19 protein-coding genes are annotated in these 20,573 nt (G+C 44.6%); 18 read left to right on the forward strand and 1 reads right to left on the reverse strand.

Going from position 1 to position 20,573, the window contains the following annotated elements:
- From A3756_RS23825 to A3756_RS23900, 16 genes are all read left to right on the forward strand, one after another.
- Positions 1 to 351, forward strand: a 351-nt coding sequence (locus A3756_RS23825; RefSeq protein ID WP_197481509.1) for an EscU/YscU/HrcU family type III secretion system export apparatus switch protein, incomplete at its 5' end; no start/stop codon positions are given.
- A 122-nt stretch (positions 352 to 473) separates the two neighbouring features.
- Positions 474 to 2,651: a flagellar biosynthesis protein FlhA gene (gene flhA / locus A3756_RS23830; RefSeq protein WP_068511918.1), complete on the forward strand. Its 2,178-nt coding sequence runs from the start codon at positions 474 to 476 to the stop codon at positions 2,649 to 2,651.
- A 77-nt stretch (positions 2,652 to 2,728) separates the two neighbouring features.
- Entirely contained in the window at positions 2,729 to 4,093 is a 1,365-nt protein-coding gene (flhF, locus tag A3756_RS23835) for a flagellar biosynthesis protein FlhF (RefSeq protein ID WP_068554876.1), read from the forward strand.
- A gap of 181 nt (positions 4,094 to 4,274) precedes the next feature.
- Positions 4,275 to 5,096, forward strand: a complete 822-nt coding sequence (locus tag A3756_RS23840; protein ID WP_068511924.1) for a MinD/ParA family protein — start codon at positions 4,275 to 4,277, stop codon at positions 5,094 to 5,096.
- A gap of 29 nt (positions 5,097 to 5,125) precedes the next feature.
- Positions 5,126 to 5,836 carry an RNA polymerase sigma factor FliA gene (locus A3756_RS23845; protein WP_068554878.1) on the forward strand — a complete coding sequence of 237 codons (711 nt, stop codon included), beginning with the start codon at positions 5,126 to 5,128 and terminating at the stop codon, positions 5,834 to 5,836.
- Positions 5,837 to 6,081: 245 nt separating this feature from the next.
- Positions 6,082 to 6,468: a chemotaxis response regulator CheY gene (gene cheY / locus A3756_RS23850; RefSeq protein ID WP_068511934.1), complete on the forward strand. Its 387-nt coding sequence runs from the start codon at positions 6,082 to 6,084 to the stop codon at positions 6,466 to 6,468.
- Between the two features lie 13 nt (positions 6,469 to 6,481).
- Positions 6,482 to 7,264, forward strand: coding sequence for a protein phosphatase CheZ (locus A3756_RS23855; RefSeq protein ID WP_068511930.1), 783 nt, complete (start codon positions 6,482 to 6,484; stop codon positions 7,262 to 7,264).
- Between the two features lie 13 nt (positions 7,265 to 7,277).
- Positions 7,278 to 9,521, forward strand: a complete 2,244-nt coding sequence (locus A3756_RS23860; RefSeq protein ID WP_068554880.1) for a chemotaxis protein CheA — start codon at positions 7,278 to 7,280, stop codon at positions 9,519 to 9,521.
- Between the two features lie 75 nt (positions 9,522 to 9,596).
- A complete protein-coding gene (locus A3756_RS23865; protein WP_068513746.1) occupies positions 9,597 to 10,772 on the forward strand; it encodes a chemotaxis response regulator protein-glutamate methylesterase in 1,176 nt (391 codons plus the stop codon).
- Positions 10,772 to 11,512, forward strand: coding sequence for a flagellar motor protein (locus A3756_RS23870; RefSeq protein ID WP_068554882.1), 741 nt, complete (start codon positions 10,772 to 10,774; stop codon positions 11,510 to 11,512). The genes A3756_RS23865 and A3756_RS23870 overlap by 1 nt, the downstream gene beginning before the upstream one ends.
- Before the next feature lie 19 nt (positions 11,513 to 11,531).
- On the forward strand, positions 11,532 to 12,329 hold the full coding sequence (gene motD, locus A3756_RS23875; protein WP_068513739.1) for a flagellar motor protein MotD: 798 nt from the start codon (positions 11,532 to 11,534) through the stop codon (positions 12,327 to 12,329).
- Between the two features lie 255 nt (positions 12,330 to 12,584).
- The gene (locus A3756_RS23880; protein ID WP_068554884.1) at positions 12,585 to 13,367 is read left to right on the forward strand and encodes a ParA family protein; all 783 of its coding nucleotides are present in this window, start codon (positions 12,585 to 12,587) and stop codon (positions 13,365 to 13,367) included.
- 48 nt (positions 13,368 to 13,415) lie between these two features.
- Positions 13,416 to 14,060, forward strand: a complete 645-nt coding sequence (locus A3756_RS23885; RefSeq protein ID WP_068513734.1) for a hypothetical protein — start codon at positions 13,416 to 13,418, stop codon at positions 14,058 to 14,060.
- Positions 14,057 to 15,337 carry a CheW domain-containing protein gene (locus A3756_RS26285; protein WP_082865474.1) on the forward strand — a complete coding sequence of 427 codons (1,281 nt, stop codon included), beginning with the start codon at positions 14,057 to 14,059 and terminating at the stop codon, positions 15,335 to 15,337. The genes A3756_RS23885 and A3756_RS26285 overlap by 4 nt, the downstream gene beginning before the upstream one ends.
- 144 nt (positions 15,338 to 15,481) lie before the next feature.
- Positions 15,482 to 15,970: a chemotaxis protein CheW gene (locus A3756_RS23895; RefSeq protein ID WP_068554886.1), complete on the forward strand. Its 489-nt coding sequence runs from the start codon at positions 15,482 to 15,484 to the stop codon at positions 15,968 to 15,970.
- 59 nt (positions 15,971 to 16,029) lie between these two features.
- Positions 16,030 to 16,443 carry a DUF2802 domain-containing protein gene (locus A3756_RS23900; RefSeq protein WP_068513732.1) on the forward strand — a complete coding sequence of 138 codons (414 nt, stop codon included), beginning with the start codon at positions 16,030 to 16,032 and terminating at the stop codon, positions 16,441 to 16,443.
- Positions 16,444 to 16,524: 81 nt separating this feature from the next.
- Here the strand turns inward: A3756_RS23900 and A3756_RS23905 are convergent, their stop codons facing one another.
- The gene (locus A3756_RS23905) at positions 16,525 to 16,962 is read right to left on the reverse strand and encodes a hypothetical protein (RefSeq protein WP_068554888.1); all 438 of its coding nucleotides are present in this window, start codon (positions 16,960 to 16,962) and stop codon (positions 16,525 to 16,527) included.
- 191 nt (positions 16,963 to 17,153) lie between these two features.
- Between A3756_RS23905 and sbcD the strand changes: the two genes are divergently transcribed.
- Together sbcD and A3756_RS23915 are read left to right on the forward strand one after the other, a co-directional pair.
- A complete protein-coding gene (gene sbcD / locus A3756_RS23910) occupies positions 17,154 to 18,425 on the forward strand; it encodes an exonuclease subunit SbcD (RefSeq protein ID WP_068554890.1) in 1,272 nt (423 codons plus the stop codon).
- A 10-nt stretch (positions 18,426 to 18,435) separates the two neighbouring features.
- Positions 18,436 to 20,573, forward strand: a 2,138-nt coding sequence (locus A3756_RS23915; RefSeq protein WP_156490734.1) for an AAA family ATPase, incomplete at its 3' end; no start/stop codon positions are given.

The following is a 20,573-nucleotide window of genomic DNA, read 5'->3' on the forward strand; positions in this document are numbered from 1 at the left end:
CAGGCTGACGTGGTGATTACCAACCCAACTCACTTTTCAGTCGCGCTACGATATAAACCTGAAGAAGATGCCGCGCCAATTTTGCTTGCGAAAGGGCATGATCAAGTCGCCTTGAAGATTAGAGAAATTGCCAACGAACATGATGTCGAAATTGTTGAGGCTCCACCGCTTGCGCGTTCGGTCTACCATCATGCCGAGATTGGTCAGGAAATTCCGAGTGGTTTGTATATGGCGGTTGCACAAGTGCTGGCATACGTATTTCAGCTTAAGCAGTTTAGGCGTCGCGTTATTACAAAACCTCCGAAACCGGACTTCCCCATACCGGATGATCTTAAATATGATGGCTCTTGATTAAGGGGCTGGCATTGCCTAATTACCGTAAACTGTAGAAGTCGGCGTGAATCTTGCTGATACCTTACTGATATTTGTTTTTCGTCAAATTAGTGACGATATCAGTCTTGGTAGTGATATTTATGCAGCAAGCCGCAATGCTTCAACAATTCAAGGTTCTTACTCAGGGTAATCTCGCCATCCCGGTGCTATTGATTGCAATCCTGGGGATGATGACCCTTCCTGTTCCTCCTTTCCTGCTTGATTTGTTGTTTACCTTCAATATTGCTTTGGCGCTTGTTGTCTTGCTTGTTTGTGTCTACTCCCTGCGGCCCGTTGAGTTCGCGATATTCCCAACCGTTTTGTTAGTTGCCACGCTTTTACGTTTGGCGCTAAATGTCGCTTCAACTCGTGTTGTTCTCTTGGAGGGGCACGAAGGTGGCGATGCTGCAGGTAAGGTGATTGAGGCCTTCGGTGAGGTTGTCATTGGAGGCAATTACGCTGTCGGTTTGGTTGTCTTTGCTATTTTGATGATTATTAACTTTGTTGTTGTAACAAAGGGTGCTGGCAGGGTCTCGGAGGTTAGTGCGCGCTTTACGCTCGATGCGATGCCGGGTAAACAGATGGCGATTGATGCTGATCTTAATGCTGGCATTATCGAACAGGAAGAAGCCAAGTCACGTCGTGAAGAAATTGCAACGGAGGCTGACTTTTATGGTTCTATGGATGGTGCCAGTAAGTTTGTTCGTGGTGATGCCATTGCGGGTTTGTTGATTTTAGCGATCAATATCATAGGCGGTCTCTCTATTGGCATGGTGCAGCATGATCTAGAATTCTCTGATGCAATGGAAAAGTATTCGCTACTGACTATTGGTGATGGCTTGGTTGCACAGATTCCTTCGCTACTACTTTCTACCGCCGCAGCAATTATGGTGACACGTGTTAGTAGTATGCAGGACATGTCGTCACAAGTTCTTGATCAGATGTTTCTATCCCCAAAGGCTTTATATGTGGCCTCAGGCATTCTTATCGCAATGGGTCTGGTACCGGGCATGCCTCATTTGGCATTCTTGGGTTTGGGTGGCGGTTTAGCATTTTTTGCTTGGTATGGTCAAAACAAGAGATCGAAAGGTGAAGAGGTTGAAGCAAGCGCTCCGGGTGCTCGCAGGTCAGGTGCTCAGCCTAATATGTCTGGCGGTGCTAATGTAACGCCTGATAATCAAGGTCAAATATCGGCTGATGGACAGCCTAAAGAAGAGTACAAAGAGCTTGGCTGGGATGATGTTTTGTCGGTCGATATTATAGGCCTGGAAGTTGGTTATCGCATAATTCCTCTTGTTGATAAAAATCAGGGGGGGGCATTGCTTGGTAGGATAAAAGGGGTGCGTAAAAAGCTGTCGCAAGAGTTAGGTTTCTTAATGCCTTCAGTTCATATTCGCGACAATCTTGACCTTATGCCAAATGTTTACCGAATCACCTTGATGGGCGTAACGATTGCTGAAGCAGAAATTCACCCAGAGAGAGAGCTAGCTATTAACCCGGGTCAGGTCTTTGGGAAAATTGACGGGGTTGAGGGTAGAGACCCTGCTTTTGGGCTTGATGCAATCTGGGTTGAGAGTTCTCAAAAGGATCATGCGCAAACGCTAGGTTATACCGTTGTCGATGCGAGTACTGTGGTGGCGACACACTTGAATCAAGTGCTTCAGAAGCATGCTAGTGAGTTATTGGGGCATGAGGAGGTACAGCAATGGTTGGATCAGTTGGCGAAGGTGTCACCTAAGCTATCAGAAGAGCTGGTTCCAAATACATTAACAGTCAGTCTGTTATTAAAAGTTCTTCAGAGTCTATTGATCGAGGACGTACCTATTAGAGATATGCGTTCGATCGCTGAAGCGCTGGTTAATGTAACTCCAAAGTCAGCTGATTCCACCCTGCTAACAGAAGCATGTCGACAGGGTATGAAAAGATTGATTGTCCAAAATATTTGTGGAAATGATGATGAAATCCCCGTTATTACCTTAGAGCCCGACTTGGAACAGTTATTGCTAAAGTCTGTGCAGCAGTCACAAAAAACTGGCGCGGGTGATGATATGGGAATGATACTTGAGCCCCGAATAGTTGAAACACTTCAGCGATCGCTCGGTGAAGCAGCTCAACGCCAGGAAATGCTCGGAAAGCCTGCAATCCTTTTGGTATCAGGGCCTTTGAGACCAGTGCTTGCTAAGTTTGTAAGGTTTGGGAGTGACCCGATTAATGTCCTTTCTTACCAGGAAGTGCCAAACAATAAACAAATAACAATCGTCGCGAACGTAGGTCAATAAATTGACGTCGTGTCGGTAGAACTCGCTCCAAGGTTCAATTGAAGTGATGAGTAGTAAACATAATCAGGTGATTCCTTATGGAAGTTAGACGCTTTTTTTCAGCGACCATGCAAGAAGTTTTAAAAATGGTTCGAGAAGAACTTGGCCCCGATGCGGTTATCTTATCCAACTCAAAAGTTGACGGTGGTGTCGAAATTGTTGCTGCGCTCGACTATGAGGAAGATGTCTCACCTGAAACCATCGAAAGTCAATTGATAGAGCGTGGCGAGCCTAGCCCTTCCCAACTTGCTCGTATGCATGCAGAAAAACACCTGAAACTGCAAAAAGAGCTAGATAGTGCGCGTAGAAAGATAGAAGAGGTTAAGGCTAAGCGTAAAGAGCGGCCTGATGCTCTTGCGCAAGAGAACGATTCAGAGGCAGTGTCTGAACCAGAGGCAAGCTCTTCGGCAATGGAGCGCAAGGCTGCGTCACATGATGCTAAACAAAATGGTACTCCGTGGGGCGAATTATCGGATATGCGTGCAGAGATATTAGAGATTAAAAAACTAATGTCCGGGCAGGCTTACAAGCAAGTGCAGAATGAAAAAGAACGTGAGCAATCGGCTACGCTCAGCAAAATCGAACGTAAACTCGAATCCCTTTGTATTGCCGGGGATCTTAAAAAACGGCTAATGGCAATGGTTGATTTAGGTATGGACTACAGTCAGGCATGGTCTCGTGTTTCACAGGGTGTTTCAGCTTTAATATCGGCTCCTGAAGATGACCTGATCGAGCAGGGTGGCGTCATTGCATTGGTTGGGCCTACAGGTAGTGGTAAGACCATGACAATAGGTAAAATGGCTGCTCAGTTTGTTATTCGACATGGTGCTGATGATATAGCCTTGGTGACAACTGACAGATACCGCATAGCTGCGCACGAGCAACTAAAGGTGTTTGGCAGAATACTCAATGTGCCTGTCCATGTTGTTGATGAGCGTCATAGTCTGGATACCATACTTGATGGCTTGCGTCACAAAAAACTTGTCTTGGTTGATACTGCTGGCCTAATGCATACCGACGCGTGCTGGTCTGAGCAGCTGCAGGAATTAAAGCTGTCGGGTCATGATATTCAGTCACACCTTGTTGTATCGTCTGTAGGGCAGTATCAGGTGATGTGTTCAAATTACCATCACTACAAAATGGTAGGCTTGTCAGGCGCCATTATTACTAAGGTTGATGAAGCTGTTAGCCTGGGTGAGGTGATGAGCTTTCTTATCGATACGCGTCTCAAAGCCAGTTATTTTACTGACGGTCAGCGAGTTCCTGAGGATATTCATGTGTTTAGGCAAAAAGAAATCCTCTCGAGAGCTGAATCTTTATTGAATAGTTCGGAGCGATGGGTAACAATCAGCGCCCAAGAGCATGAAGGTGTTTTAGATCAAATATTCTCTCATTCTGCGTAAACTTAATCATATCTGCTAAACTCTTATTAGCGTTGATTAAAATATAGAGCTGAATGTAGCAAGATTATGCAGTATACACTGAAAATACGGTCAATGTTTCAGTATCACGAAGATCTCAATATGGTTGAATAAACTGAAGTGCGAAAAATAATTAGATGTATAAAAGGGGATTTTCACCAGTATGGCGAATTCTAATCCGGTTCAGGTAATCGCGGTAACTGGCGGTAAAGGTGGTGTGGGCAAAAGTAATGTGTCTATTAACCTTTCGATTATGCTCGCTGAGATGGGGCGTCGTGTTGTACTTTTAGATGCCGATTTAGGTTTGGCTAATGTTGATGTTTTGTTAGGTATCACCTCTAAAAGCAATATAGCGGATGTGATAAGTGGCGAATGTTCTCTGCGTGACGTTTTGGTTGATGGGCCCAAAGGAATAAAAGTAGTACCAGCTTCATCTGGTACGCAAAAAATGGTTTCTTTGAATCCAATGGAACATGCCGGTTTAATTAATGCCTTTAGTGAAATTTCTGAAGATCTCGATGTCCTGATTATTGATACCGCAGCAGGTATATCCGATGGTGTTGTTTCGTTTCTTAGGGCTGCGCAAGAAGTTATTGTTGTCGTATGTGATGAGCCTACATCGATTACCGATTCATATGCGCTAATTAAATTGTTAAATCGCGATTACGATATGTACCGTTTTCGTGTACTGGCGAATATGGTTAAAACGCAGGAAGAGGGGCGCCACCTCTATTCCAAGCTTGCTCACGTTACTGAGAGATTTCTCGATGTTGCTCTGCAGTATGTTGGGTCAATCCCTTTCGATGAGTCGGTGAAAAAAGCAGTGCAGCGTCAACGGGCTGTTTCTGATGTGTATCCTCGTGCAAAAGCATCGTTGGCATATAAGACGCTTGCCCAAAAAGCGGATAGCTGGCCACTGCCTTCTTCTCCAAAAGGTCATTTGGAGTTCTTTGTTGAGCGCCTGGTTCAGGCTACCTCAAACTAGAACGTGTTTAGTTCCGGTGTCATAGGCTGATGTATACAGACGCTCAAGTAAAACGTGCCGATGATTTGATTCGGTCTCATGCGCCTTTAGTCAAAAAAATTGCGCATCATTTGATATCTCGTCTACCGTCTAGCGTTCAGGTCGATGATTTAATTCAGGCTGGTATGATCGGGTTATTAGAGGCTTCCAGGAAGTATGAAGCTTCTAAAGGTGCGTCCTTTGAAACTTATGCGGGCATTAGAATTCGTGGTTCGATGATGGATGAGGTGCGCCGGGGAGACTGGGTGCCAAGGTCTGTTCATCGGAATGCAAGAAAGATAAGTGAAGCGATCAAGGCTATTGAAGATAGAGAGGGTCGTGATGCGCAGGATGGCGAGGTTGCCTCAGAGTTAGGTATGACGCTTGAGGAATACTTTGCTTGCTTGAAAGACAGCGCTAGTGGCAAGTTATTTAGCTTTGAAGAGCTAAGTGAGTCAGGTGACGTTTCTAGTGAAGAGTATTTGTCCGAGAATTACACGCCCGCGACGGATGTTCAGAATGATGCCTTTCGTCGAGCTTTGGCCAAAGAGATTGATGTTCTCCCTGAGCGTGAAAAAATGGTTTTGTCTTTATATTATGAAGAAGAGTTGAATCTTAAAGAAATTGGTTTGGTGCTCTCTGTTAGTGAGTCTCGAGTAAGTCAAATACATTCTCAAGCAGCGATGCGTTTGAAAGCTAGAATGAGTGATTGGCGTACCTGATTGCAGTTTGTCTTAGCCTGATCGAACTATTTGCTTAGACCTCTTTTCTCAAAGTTTGTCCCCCATGTAAGGGGAAAATAAAGCGAATAAAATTAATAAATTGGCTTGATTTTATATAGTTGTTAAGAAATGTGCCGATAAGTGAAACAAATATCAAAAAAAACTGGCTAGCCTAAGAACACCGACTAGACTTGTTTTTAGGTATTAAAATGTAATTTCGGGTATCGACATGAGTGGAGGTCGACTTGAATAAAGATATGAAAATTCTCGTAGTAGATGATTTTTCTACAATGAGACGAATTATTAAGAACCTATTGCGTGACCTAGGGTTTACTAATACTGATGAAGCTGACGATGGTAGTACTGCCTTACCAATGCTTCAAACAGGTAAGTATGACTTTCTGGTGACTGACTGGAATATGCCTGGGATGACTGGTATTGAGTTGCTTCAGCATGTTCGTTCTGACGATAACCTCAAAAGTCTTCCTGTGCTAATGGTAACGGCTGAGGCTAAACGAGATCAGATAGTTGCTGCCGCGCAAGCAGGTGTGAACGGTTATGTCGTTAAGCCATTTACCGCAGCTGTTTTAAAAGAGAAGATTGAGAAAATCTTCGAACGTATCGATTCCTAAGGCTGAGCGATTCATGACTGACGCAAAGCTAATAAATAGCGAACCTCTAAGCGGTTTTGAGCAGACTTTGAAGGCTCAGGCTAATGAGTTGAAGGAGCGAATTGACAAAGGAGACTTGTCGGGGGCGTTAGGTATTATTTCTGAGTTAAATGAGACTCGGGATAAAACTCTGTACCAAGAAGTCGGTCGCTTAACTCGGTCGCTACACGAGTCAATTCGGAACTTTCACATCGATGCTTCCAGTGAGACGGCTAAAGATGACCTGTCTACTATAGAGGATGCGTCCGACCGACTCGCGTATGTGGTTGATATGACCAATAAGGCTGCAAACAAGACCTTGGATCTTGTCGAAGAAACCATGCCTTATGCTTCAGGAATCAGCCAGGAAGCGAAAAAACTCAAGATGGATTGGTCTCGCTTACAGCGTAAGGAAATGAAACCTGATGAGTTTAGAACGCTGACAGCCACAATGGGAACTTTCCTTGGAAAGTTGTGTGAGGATTCAGATAAAGTAAATGATAATCTCACGCAAATACTGTTAGCGCAGTCTTTCCAAGACTTAACTGGTCAAGTGATTCAACGAGTCACCGGATTGGTTAAAGATGTTGAAGAGAATCTTGTTAATTTGGTCAGAATGGCCGGTAAGGTTGACCAGATTACAGGAACAGTCCACGAAGTAGAAAAACAAGAAACAGGCATTGAGGGTGAAGGTCCACAACTCCATGCAGAGCAACGCGAAGACGTTGTTTCTGGCCAGGATGATGTGGATGATTTGCTGTCCAGTCTAGGATTTTAAAGGGGCGTAGAAGATGGGGTTTGAAGCGGATGATGAGATACTTCAGGACTTTCTTGTAGAGTCTGGAGAGATACTCGAGCTTCTTTCAGAGCAACTGGTTGATCTAGAGCAAAATCCAGACGATAAAGATTTGCTAAACGCAATTTTTAGAGGGTTTCACACTGTAAAGGGTGGAGCAGGCTTTTTACAGTTGGATGCACTGGTCAAGTGTTGTCATATTGCAGAAAACGTGTTCGATATTCTGCGAAATGGTAAGCGAAGTCTTGATGCTGACTTAATGGATGTCGTTTTACGTGCGTTAGACTCTGTAAACGAAATGTTCAGTGAAGTCAGAGATGGCCAAGATCCAACCCCAGCTGACCCACAGCTTTTAAGTGACTTAGAACGTTTTGCGAAACCTGCTGACGCTGCGCCTGCTGCTGAACCTGCAGCTGTTGAACCAACACCGGAGCCGGTTGCTGCAGAAGCCTCTGCTGAAGAGGCTGATATTACTGATGATGAGTTTGAACAGCTCTTGGATGCATTAGATGATGATGCGGGTAAAGGGAGTGCACCAGCGGCATCCGAACAAGAATCTGACGAAATTACCGATGACGAATTCGAAAACTTGTTAGATGAGCTACACGGTTCCGGTGCTCCTGTTGGTGTCAGCGAAAGTGCTGGTGCCTCAGCTTCACCAGACAGCTCCTCGGCGGATTTATTTTTTGAAGAACCGGCTGCGGGTGGCGACACGAGCAGCTCGCCAGAGTCGGGTGATATAAGCGAAGAAGAATTTGAAAAACTATTGGATGACTTGCATGGTGAAGGTCAGTTCAATAGCGAAGGTATTGCTGCAGGTGATGCCACGTCTGAAGCGTCAGCTACTCCTGCTAGCGGTGATGGAGAGTTGATTACCGATAATGAGTTCGAAAAGCTACTGGATGAACTTCATGGAGCAGGCGGGTCGCCAACGACCAAGGCTGCTGCCAGTTCTGCGCCGGCTCCAGAGCCCACACCAAAGCCAGCGCCTGCACCGGCCCCAGCCTCAGCAGCTGCAGCTAAGCCAAAGCCGGCTGCAAAACCAGCTGCTAAAGCGGCATCGAAGAAGAATGAAACCATAGCGACAGAAACAACAGTTCGTGTTGATACAAAGCGCCTAGACGATATCATGAATATGGTGGGTGAATTGGTGCTTGTGCGTAACCGACTAAAACGTCTTGGCGATGCAAGCAGTGACGAGTCCATGCAGAAGGCTGTGTCCAACTTAGATGTCGTAACAGGTGATCTTCAGTCAGCGGTTATGCAAACTCGAATGCAGCCGATTAAGAAGGTCTTTGGACGTTTTCCCAGGGTTGTGCGAGATTTGGCTCGGAACCTTAAGAAAGAGGTTAACCTGGTTCTGGTTGGTGAAGATACTGACCTTGATAAGAACCTTGTTGAAGCGCTATCTGACCCCTTGGTTCACCTTGTACGAAACGCTGTAGACCACGGCATTGAAATGCCTGATGACCGTGTGACGAAAGGTAAGGAACGTATAGGGCAGGTGGTTCTGTCAGCACAGCAGGAAGGTGATCATATCATGCTAGCCATTGAAGATGATGGCGCAGGTATGGATGCTGAGGTTCTACGTCAAAAAGCTGTTGAAAAAGGCATTTACGACCAAGACGCTGCTGATCGCTTAAGCGATAGCGAATGTTATAACCTTATTTTTGCACCTGGCTTTTCGACTAAGCAGGAAATATCCGATATTTCCGGCCGTGGTGTGGGAATGGATGTTGTTAAGACAAAAATTACCCAGTTAAACGGTACGGTAAATATTGATTCTGAGTTAGGTAAAGGCTCGCGACTTTCAATTAAAGTACCCTTAACTTTGGCGATCATGCCTACCTTGATGGTTAAGCTTGGAAATCAGTCCTTTGCTTTTCCTCTGGTTAGTGTGGTTGAAATTTTCCACCTTGATTTGACCAAGACAAATGTTGTTGATGGACAGGAGTGTGTTGTTGTTCGTGATAATGTTTATCCCTTGTTTTACATCAAACGCTGGTTAGTGAATTCATACACTGAAGATACTGATTCTGCTCATGTGGTGATTGTCGCTGTGGGTAGTAAGCGCGTAGGCTTTATTGTGGATCAGTTGGTTGGCCAAGAAGAAGTCGTGATTAAACCACTTGGTGACATGCTACATGGCACAGCAGGCATGGCCGGCGCAACGATTACGGGTGATGGTCGTATCGCCTTGATACTAGATATTCCAAGTCTATTAGACCGCTACGCATAGGCTAAAAATCAGGATGCGCTGTCGCTATAGTACACGCTGCAATCTTTATCGCTACGGGGGCGCTTGTTAGATTCGATGAGTGTCACTGTATTAGTTGTAGATGATTCTGGCTTTTTTCGGAAACGGGTTTGTGAAATTCTAAGCTTGGTTTCTGAAATCAAGATCGTTGGTACTGCGTCAAACGGGCGTGAAGCAATTGAGCTCGTAAAGAAATTGTCCCCTGATGTGGTCACCATGGATTACGAGATGCCTGTTATGGATGGCGTTACAGCTATTCGCCATATCATGCAAGAATGCCCTACATCTATTCTAATGTTCTCATCTCTTACCTACGAAGGTGCTCGTGTAACGCTAGATGCGCTAGAAGCTGGAGCGGTCGATTTTTTACCAAAGAATTTTGAAGATATCGCTCGCGATGCAGGGAAAATGCAAGAGGTTCTGAAGAAAAGAATCCTGGCTATTGCAAAAAAGAGTGGAACTTCTCAAAGTGGCTCGGTTAGCAGCGCTAGCTCACTAAACCCAGAGGCTTCATCCAGTATACAAGCAAGTGAGAGTTCAAGTGTTTTAAAGCGTAGAGCAGTGAGCGGACGCCCAAGCACTACAAATAAAAGTGTGCCGTCACGCCCGGAAGTACAGAGTACTAATCGTGGTCAACGCGCCACGCACAGAGCCAAGAAGTTATCTCACCCGGTAGACCTTCTAGTCATCGGCGCTTCAACGGGTGGGCCGGTTGCCTTACAAAAAGTACTGTCAAAGCTACCGGCTAATCTGCCGGTTCCTGTACTGATTGTTCAGCACATGCCTGAGACCTTTACCCCTGCATTTGCAGAGCGCCTAAACAATTTATGTCAACTTACCGTTAAGCATGGAGTAGATGGGCAAACATTGCAGGCAGGAACAGCAATTTTAGCACCTGGTGCTAAGCAAATGATTGTCTCGGGTAAAGGTCGGTCTATCTCAATTTTGGAAGGTGATGCTAGGTTGACCTACAAACCTTCCGTCGACGTGACTTTCGGTTCAGCTTCGAAAGCGTTCCCCGGAAGAGTTTTGGGAATTGTTCTGACTGGTATGGGGGCCGATGGTAGAGAAGGTTGCCGCTTGCTTAAACAGTCTGGCTCCACGGTTTATACTCAGAACGAAAAAAGCTGCGTAATTTATGGAATGCCGATGGCAGTTGACAAGGCTGGTTACTCTGACGGCTCTTTTGATATTGACGCCATAGCAGATCACGTGATTGAAGGAGTGATGTAATGGATTTGCTGAGTATCTTAGGTGTTATCCTTGGCTTTGGTGCCATTTTAGGTGGTAACTACCTAGAGGGTGGCCATATTGATTCATTATTTAATGGCCCCGCTGCCTTAATAGTTATAGGCGGTACGTTTGCTGCGATATTGTTACAAACTCCTTTTCAGACATTAAAGCGAGGCATTGTCATGTTGCGCTGGGTGTTTATACCGCCTTATGTGTCGATTGATGACGGGATTGAAAAGGTTATTTCCTGGAGTATGCGAGCAAGAAAAGAGGGCTTGCTTGGGCTAGAGTCTTCAGTCGATAAAGAAGATGAGCCTTTTGCTGGTAAAGGTCTTCAGCTGCTCGTTGATGGTGCTGAGCCTGAAGTGATTAGAAATGTACTTGAGTTGGATCTTATTTCTAAAGAGCGTCATGACCTTAGTTCAGCAAAGATCTATGACGGGATGGGGGGGTATTCTCCTACCATTGGTATCATTGGCGCAGTAATGGGTCTGATACATGTTATGAGTAACCTTGCTGACCCATCCTCTCTTGGCGCTGGTATCGCGACTGCCTTTGTAGCGACAATTTATGGCGTTGCATTTGCCAACCTGCTGTTTTTCCCAGTCGGTAGTAAGCTAAAGTCTGTGATTCAACGGCAATCCCAGTATAGAGAAATGCTTATCGAAGGCTTGGTGGCAATCTCAGAGGGAGAGAACCCTCGTTCAATCGAGCTAAAGCTACGCGGCTTTATCACTTAACTATTACTTGAGCTAAGCTATGCGCAGGCAATTAGAAGAAGAGCATGATAATCATGAGCGTTGGTTAGTATCATACGCTGACTTTATCACTTTGCTGTTTGCTTTCTTCGTTGTGATGTATTCAATTTCTTCGGTAAATGAAGGTAAATATAAAGTCCTTTCTGAGAGTTTGGAAGGGGTCTTTAACGCTCCCGCGAAAACCATAAAGCCAATTCAGGTTGGAGATATAAGTCCTCGCTCTACCTCTCCGGATTCACGTGAAATTTTTATCCAACCAATGATCGGTGAGTCATCACCACCCCCTGATCAACGAAAGAAAAAGAAGGAACCTAGCAAAGAAGACCTCCAACTCGAAATGATAGCAGGGGAGTTTGAAGATAACTTTGAAGACTTGATATTCGAGGAAAAGGTAAGCGTTCAGAAGAAAGACGATTGGATCGAGATCTCGTTGGATGATACGGTTGTTTTTCAAAGCGGCGGTGTGGAGCCTGTTGATGATGCTTTGCCAATTATTGAAAAAATTGCAGGTATTATGAACCAGCACGATAACGCTATGCTGGTAGAGGGGCATACTGATAATGTTCCTATTCGAAGCCCTGTATTCCCATCTAATTGGGAGCTCTCTGCAGCGCGAGCAGCCACAGTTGTTAGATACCTCGCACTGGAGGGGGTGTCGCCTTCTCGCATGGGCGCGATGGGTTACGGAGAGTTTCAACCTGCTGCTAGGAATGATACGGCAGCTGGAAAAAGCAAAAACCGCCGCGTTGTTCTATTAATTTCCAAAAGTCAGGATATTCGTCAGGGCTTAATGAAGTAAGTCTCGTAGCTCATTCATTTATAAAGAAATATTTTCTAAGTATTTACCTTTCAATACTGTGCCGATGGCACGATTTGTGCTCTGTACACTATTAAGATTATTAGTGACGTAAATTCGGCAACTTTATGCCATTTCCGTTGTTCATTTGTTCAAGCGATACAGAATTAGCAAGTATCCCTAGCAGGATATTCTAGCCAGCTAGGCTAAATGGTATGCTTGAGCAAAGCTAAAATATAATTTTTCAGAGGTGACGCGGTGAGAATCTGGGGTATTGCCAATCAGAAAGGCGGGGTCGGTAAAACGACTAGTGTAGTAACCCTAGGCGGGTTGTTGGCACAAGAAGGCAAAAGAGTGTTGGTTATGGATCTTGATCCGCATGGGTCTTTAACCAGTTATTTTGGTTACGACCCGGATACGATTGAGCAAAGTGCGTTCGACTTGTTTATGCATCAGGGTAAGGTTCCTGATGGTCTTCCTGAACAACTGATTACTGACACTTCTTGCCCGGGTCTGGATTTAATGCCTGCTTCAACGGCTTTAGCGACGCTTGAACGTAGAATGGTTGGCGTTGAAGGTATGGGGCTGATCATTTCGAAAACGCTGGCAATGTTGTGGGATCAATATGACTACGTCTTGATCGATAATTCGCCTTCTTTGGGTGTACTAATGATCAACTCTCTTGCTGCGAGCCAGCAGCTCATCGTACCTTGTCAAACAGAGTTTCTTGCGATTAAAGGCTTGGAAAGAATGATGCATACTTTGGGTATGGTTATTCGGTCTCAGAAAAGCAATTTAAGACATCTTATTCTGCCTACCATGTTTGATCGTCGAACACAGGCTTCAACACAAAGCTTGCGTACCATCAAATCGACGTGGGGAGATGATGTCTGGAAGTATGCCGTTCCAGTTGATACGAAGTTCCGAGATGCAAGTATGAAAGGTCTGGTACCATCTATGTACGACGCTGATACTCACGGAGTGAGAGCTTATAAGAAGCTACTGCAGACGCTTAAAGAGCTGACAAGCAATAATGCCTAAGGCTTTATCAGGCTTTAAACTCATACGAGAGATTAATTACACTATCAAATGACTCAGGATAACACTGACAGCAGGACGCCTCACTCTAGCACGGAAGATTTGCTAAATGATTACCTGAGCGATATGTTTGGTAGCGACCCTGTGCCTGTTAGTAAGCCTAATGATAGCTCATGTTCTTCGGCAGAGCATACATCCGAAAACTATCTGAATGAGTCATCTGCTCAAATTTCTGAAAGCGCACACGTCAGTGAGCAAGAAAATATAAGTGCCGATTGTGAGTTTGCTGAAGAAGCCAATCTTACAAATGAAGGTCGGCAAAATCAGGGCGGATCTGTCACTTCACGTAAGCCAAGTCATGTTGATTCGGTAACTAGTGTTACCAGGGTGGCATCAGAGCCACAATGCGCTCAGCCAGTTCTTGGGATTTTGGGTGGTTCCACTGTTAAAACGACTGAAGCTATTTCGCCTGACCTATCTCTTATTCCGACAATTAAAATGGTAAGAGAAGACGATGATCAAAGTTTTCGGTCTCAGTGTGAGGCCCAGATAGTATTATTAACATTTCTCTATTACTTAAGAAAACCGCTTTCACCGCGAGTTCGGCAATGCTTCTTAGACTACTCTGAGCAAGCTATAGATGATTACTACGCTGCTTTTTGGTTAGCGGAGCAGTCTGTAGAGAGTGTGCGATGAGCTCTGAAGATATCGATAAGAAGCACTCTATTCATGGAGGGCGTGAATTCGATCAGGACGAGAATGTCAGCTCATCTGATGCTATGGATGAATACTTCTTTGATATGCTTGGCTCAGTTGCCGATCAGCAACCTTTAAAAGACTTAGATACAATACACAAAAACAAGCTTAGTGACGCGGAATTACACTCTCTAGACTCCGTGAATGTAATGCATACAAGGTCTAAAGAGCCACTTGAAGGCAGAGTAGGATCCAAGTTAAAGCCTAAGGTTATTGCAAAAGCAAATTTTGCAAAAGTGAAGCCGGCTAAGCCTCAATTTGCTGAGCCTGAAAGATCAAAAATTTCACCTCTGATTATACCTGCTGCATTTCCAAAGCTTGCGCCGGTTAAAACCAAGCCGAGTGTTAAAGAGTCATCTGAGCAGAACCTTAAAGTAAAGCAAAAGCTTGAAGTTAAGACCGAGCAAAAGACTGAACAAAAGCTTCAGACTAAGCTAGATAGAAAGACGGCCTTAGCGATTCTGGAGAAGAAAAAGTCAAAGTTGAGCGCGGCTCAGCTTTCCCGCTTGGAAGCGAAGCTTGGTCTTAAAGCCGAGCCCGAGCTTAAAACAAAGGTTAAGCAAGAAGTACTTGTTGAAACTGTCGACAAGCCAAAGGTATCCGTTTCTGCACCTGCACCCCTGAGTGATACCAAGGTAGACGCTAAAGTTCAGGCTAGGGAGGCTGTGACTACTGAAGTTTCTGAAATTGAAAAGATACATGAAAAAAGAACAGCTTTGGTTACGCCTGGTGAGCCTGGACAAGTTGGGCCGCCTTCATGGGCTCAAGATCGCTTCGAGTGTTTGATCTTTTCTGTAGCAGGTTTAAAGCTTGCGGTGCCTTTAGTTTCTCTCGGTGCAATCTATAAAATTGAAAAGGAGCTCACGCCAATTGTCGGCCGGGCAGATTATTTTATGGGCTTGTATAGACATTTGGATAGAAATGTCAGAGTGGTCGATACAGCTCAATGGGTCATGCCGGACCGTTGGAGCGAGGATGCTCGGGCCGGATATCAGTTCATTATTAGACTGGGTGGAAATAATTGGGGCTTAGCTTGCGACTCAGTTCACGAATCCATTCAGCTTGAACCTGATATGGTTAAATGGCGCAGTGAGCGTACGAGTCGAGCGTGGTTATCTGGTACGGTGATAGGGCATATGTGTGCTTTACTCGACGCAGACGTAATGAGCTTGATGCTAGAAGAGAAAGCTTCTGGCAATGGAAGCTCAATTTCTTGATAATTGTGTCACTATTTTCTGGCATAGATTGTGCGATGCTCTATATTTAGAAGATGATCTGTTAAGTTTTTGACGTGAGAGAGTAAAGCTTTGAAAACTTGGCGCGAATTATTGTCTTTTAGGAAATAGGTAAGGGGTCAACTAATGACATCAAACACTGGGCACAGTAGCCATGCTGCTGAAGATCCGATTCTGCAAAACGTCACTTTTCGCTTAGCAGACGAGACGTATGGTATTAACGTAATGCAGATTCAGGAAGTATTACGTTATACTGAAATTGCCCCCGTGCCAGGCGCACCTAACTATGTGTTGGGTATTATCAATCTGCGCGGTAATGTAGTAACGGTTATCGATACACGGACTCGATTTGGTTTACCTAGTGCCGATGTAACTGACCATTCTCGTATCGTTGTTCTTGAAATTGATGGGCAGGTTATTGGTATTCTGGTCGACTCGGTTGCAGAGGTTGTTTATATTAAACACTCTGAAATGGAAACTGCGCCGAATGTCGGCAACGAAGAAAGTGCAAGATTTATACAGGGCGTTTGTAATAAGAACGGCGAACTGATTATCTTGGTTGAATTTGAGAAGATGCTATCTGAAGAAGAATGGTCTGAAATGGGCTCGTTCTAAACTCGATAGCCAATTTGTTTTTGGCCCTCAATGCTAATTGAGGGCTATGAGGAGTAGGCATGTCAATTTCTGTAGAGTTTGTTCCATTGGTTTCAGCGATACTCGTATGTTTGCTTGCGGTGTACGCTTTGGTAATCAAGCGTAGCATTACCTTATCAGAAAGGAGCACTGCTGATCTGGTCGATGAGCTATCAAAAGAAGTTCAGGGAATTAGCCATGGCTCAATGGGTGTTGGGCGTAAGGTTATTGCTCTGGAAAAGCGTGTCGAAGAGCTTGAAGCCATAATAGACGAAATGCAGAAAAATGACCCGACTAAAGTTTCTTACTCCGAAGCGTCACGTTTGGTGGAGTTGGGAGCGGGGATCGATGACCTAATGAATAGTTGTGGCATCTCTCGTCCAGAAGCAGAGCTTGTTAGTGCTCTCACCGAAAGTAAGCAAGATACTATTCCTACCCTTACTCCCACTAAGTAGCTTTAAGCCAGCCAATACTTAAATCAGTGTTCACATCGAGAGCATAGCTTGGGTGTGAACTAGTTATACATCATCAAATGCTTAAGCAACTGCAGAATATTCATTCATAGCTCTTATCGGCTGCACTACTTTACTCTTTTCTTTGTATAGTGAATGTTCAATATAGGCGTCAATTTCACACTCAGCTTCGGCATCTAAGGCGCCAAAGCGTAACTCAAGTTGAAAGGTATCTTTAGATAAGCGTCTAATACAGATTACATCTGCATTAATTTGAAGAAAGCTTTCTAATTTAAATGCGACTTCAATTTTAACCGGACACTTAGGTGATACCGAAGGTGTATTGGGTAGTAAGCGATGCAAGGTTTCTTGGTCACAGTTTAGGCATATGCCGTCACGAGAAATGGTTTTAATCGTTGCTCTCTCATGTACCCCTTGGCCTGATAAAACAGATGCTTCACTTGTTTTATAGCTTTGTGCATCGAGTGCAATCGGTGTGTGATAGATGAGTTGTCTTTTCATAATCTGTCTCAATAAGTCCTGCTAATTCATTGCTACTATTAAACTTATCTTTTACAAGAAAATTAACAAGGTGATCTTTGTATCACTTTGAAAGCTTATGCAACCATGTGAACCAAGTCCGCAATAAAATGCCTTTACTTCACAAAAATAAGGGGTAAATTAGTCTTCAAATTGAAAATCGGGTCAACATCTTGAAAATAATTCACTCCTCCGACTGGCATCTTGGTCAGTATTTCATGGGTAAAAGTCGCCAAAAAGAACATCAGGGTTTCCTTAATTGGCTGGTTGAGCAGGTTCTTGAGCATGAGGTTGACGCCGTTATTGTTGCCGGCGATATATTTGATACCGGGGCTCCACCTAGCTATGCTCGCGAACTTTATCACAAGTTTGTGATTGACTTTAGTGAAGCGACAAACAAGGCTGTGCCTCTCGTTATTGTTGCCGGAAATCATGATTCTGTCGCCATGCTTGAAGAAACCTCTGACTTGCTTGCGCACTTCAACACGCATGTAATTTCTTCTGCAAACGAGAATACCTACGAGCAACAGCTATTGCCCCTGACAGGCGCTGCTGGTGAAATAAAGGGAATTATATGTGCCGTTCCATTTCTAAGAGCTAGAGACCTGGTTGGTAGTCATTCCGGTTCGACAGGGAAGGAAAAGCAACGAGATTTACAAGATGCGATAAAGCGGCACTATCAGGTGCTTTATCGTAAGGCCCTGGGTTTAAGAGATATTAATGATTCAAAGATCCCGATTATTATGACAGGGCACTTAACAGTCGTCGGCGCACGCACAAGTGAATCGGTCAGGGATATTTATATCGGTACCTTGGAGGCGTTTTCAGCAACATCCTTTCCCTCGGCAGATTACATTGCCCTGGGACATATCCATAAGCAGCAGCAAATTAAGGGCAATGGCAATATCTACTATAGTGGTTCGCCAATTCCGCTTAGCTTTGACGAGCTAAACCAGAAAAAGTCAGTGCAAGTGGTAGAGTTTGATGAGGCTGGTGTGACGGTGGATGCCATTGAAGTACCGGTTTTTCAGCAGCTGTACAAAATAAAAGGAAACCTCGAGGAGATTAGCGCTAAACTTTCAGAGTTGAAGGGCGGTCGTGATGGCAGTGCTTATTGTTCAGAAAGCAATGGTGACCTTAGTGAGACTATTTGGCTTGAGGTAGAAGTTGAAGAACAGGATTATCTTGAAGACCTTCAGAAACGCATCGAAGAATTAGTGGACGATAGCAATATCGAAGTGCTTTGTTTGAAGCGCAGCAGAAATCGAAAAGGGTTAAGCCTGGTCGCCGAAAGTAGCGAGCGTTTGCAGGAACTTAAACCAGGCGAAGTTTTTGAAAAAAGGCTGTCATTAGAGCAAGACGGAATTGATGATGTACTAAAAAGCCGTCTGCAACAGATGTTTAAAGAGGCGCTGCTACAAGCTGAGCAAGGAGACAAGCTCTAGAGCTGCAGTTATGAAAATACTAAGTATTCGTCTTAAGAATATCAACTCTCTACGCGGGGAGTGGTTTATTGACTTCACTAAGGAGCCTTTCGCTAGCAACGGTTTATTTGCAATCACTGGGCCTACTGGTGCCGGAAAATCTACGCTGTTGGATGCAATTTGCCTTGCCTTATACCACCAAACACCGCGTTTAAATGAACCATCACCTGCTGAGAAGGTAATGACTCGTCATTGTCACGAATGCATGTGTGAGGTGGAGTTCAGTGTTAAGGGTGACCAGGTTTTTCGCGCATTTTGGGAAGTAAGAAGGGCGCGAAGCAAAGCTGATGGAAAATTACAAAGCCCCAAAGTTGAGCTAGCACTGCTCGGGGCCGGTGAGGAGGGGCGCGATAAAATTATTGCTGATAAGCTCCGCGACAAACTAGAACATATCGCCGAAATAACGGGCTTGGATTTTTCACGTTTTACAAAATCCATGCTTCTGGCTCAAGGTGGCTTTGCAGCCTTCCTCAATGCAAATTCGGGAGACCGGGCAGAACTTCTTGAAGAGTTAACGGGAACGGACATATACGGCAGAGTTTCTAGCGAGGTGTTTGAACGCTTTCGACAAGAAAAAGAGCGACACACGCTACTGACGGTCAAGTTGGAAGGTCTAGAGCAGACTAGTCCCGAGGAGCTTGAATTACTGTATGCTGAAGAACAGGCCCTCGAAGAAAAGCGTAAGACTGCTTTGCTTAAAAGAGGCGATATTCAGGCACAGGTTTCTCATATTGAAAAGCTTGAAAAATTGCAGGCGAGTAATAAGCAGTGTCGTTCAGCGCTCGATGCGCATGTTCAATATTGCGACAGTTTAGCACCCGAGTTTGCAAGGCTTGAAAGAGCCCTACCAGCGAGAGTGCTCTCACCATATTATGAACAATATCAGCGCGCTCAAGCTCAACAAAACCAATATGATAAAAACTTCCAGGAAATCAATGCCTCTTGTAGCTTAAAGCAAGAGGAATTCCACCTATTAGAAGGTAATTGTCAGCTTGCTAAAAATGAATACCAGGATGCTCAGAATACCCATGTAAGACTAGAAAACTTTCTAGTTGAGCAGCTTGTTCCTTTAGATCAAGGTATTACTTCCCAGCAGAAAAGCATATCAACCGCCGATGCCGAATTAGTTGAAATAGACGCCAGAAAAACTCAAACGCTAAAACAGCTGCAAGACTGTGCCAAGCAGATTAAAAATAGCCACGACATAACTAAGTCCGTGGGCGAGTGGCTGGAAAAGCATGAGTGGCTTAGAGGTGCGCAAACCCAGCTTGACGGGATTGCCACGCTATTCCAACAGTATAACCGGGTAAAAGAGCAAACGGTGTCTCTGGCAAAGCTGCTTGAAAGCGACAATGCAGTTAAGTTGGCGAAGGAAAAAGGCCTAAGAGAATTAAATTCGCAACTTGTTATCCGAGAGCAAGAGCATAAAAAACTCCTTAGTCGATCTTCGAGTGCAAAAACAGCACTAGATCGCTTTCTAGAAGAGCTTAATAAGCAGTTGAGTTTGGAAACGTTAGAGAATCTTATTCAACAGAATTCCCTCAGAAAGAATGCGGTAGCCGAGTGCAAGAGAATATTTGAGCAAGCGCAGGATCAAAAGCTTAGTTGTCGACAAATCCTGTCGTCTATCGAAAAACAAGATGCTTCGATAGCAAGCCTTGAGGCTGAGCTTGTTAGCCTTCGAACAGCCTATCAGCAAGCTAATAAGTATTTCTTGTCATTAAAAGAAAGAGTCTTGCTCGAAAACCGTATTGTCAGCTTAAGTGAGCACCGAGCACAATTAAAAGAAGGCGAAGCTTGCCCTTTGTGTGGTTCCGTGGATCATCCAATGTTAGATGGATATGGCGAGCTTGAGTCTTCGTCAACGAATGATGAGCTTCTTGCTCAAGAAAAAGTTGCTGAAGCGTTAAAAGAGCAGGGACTTGCCAAGAAGGAAGCCTTAATTCGTCAAGGTGCGGAACTTGAAGGGTTAAGAATAAGAGCAGAGGAGTCACTGAAAAAAGAGGCGGAAACCCAGCAGGTTTGGGCAACTTATGCTGCTCAAATTAATTGTAGTTTGCTTGTAGCAGATGAAGGTGTCCCTCAATTTTTAGAAGAAGTCTTAAGTGA

The organism is Oleiphilus sp. HI0086, assembly GCF_001635225.1.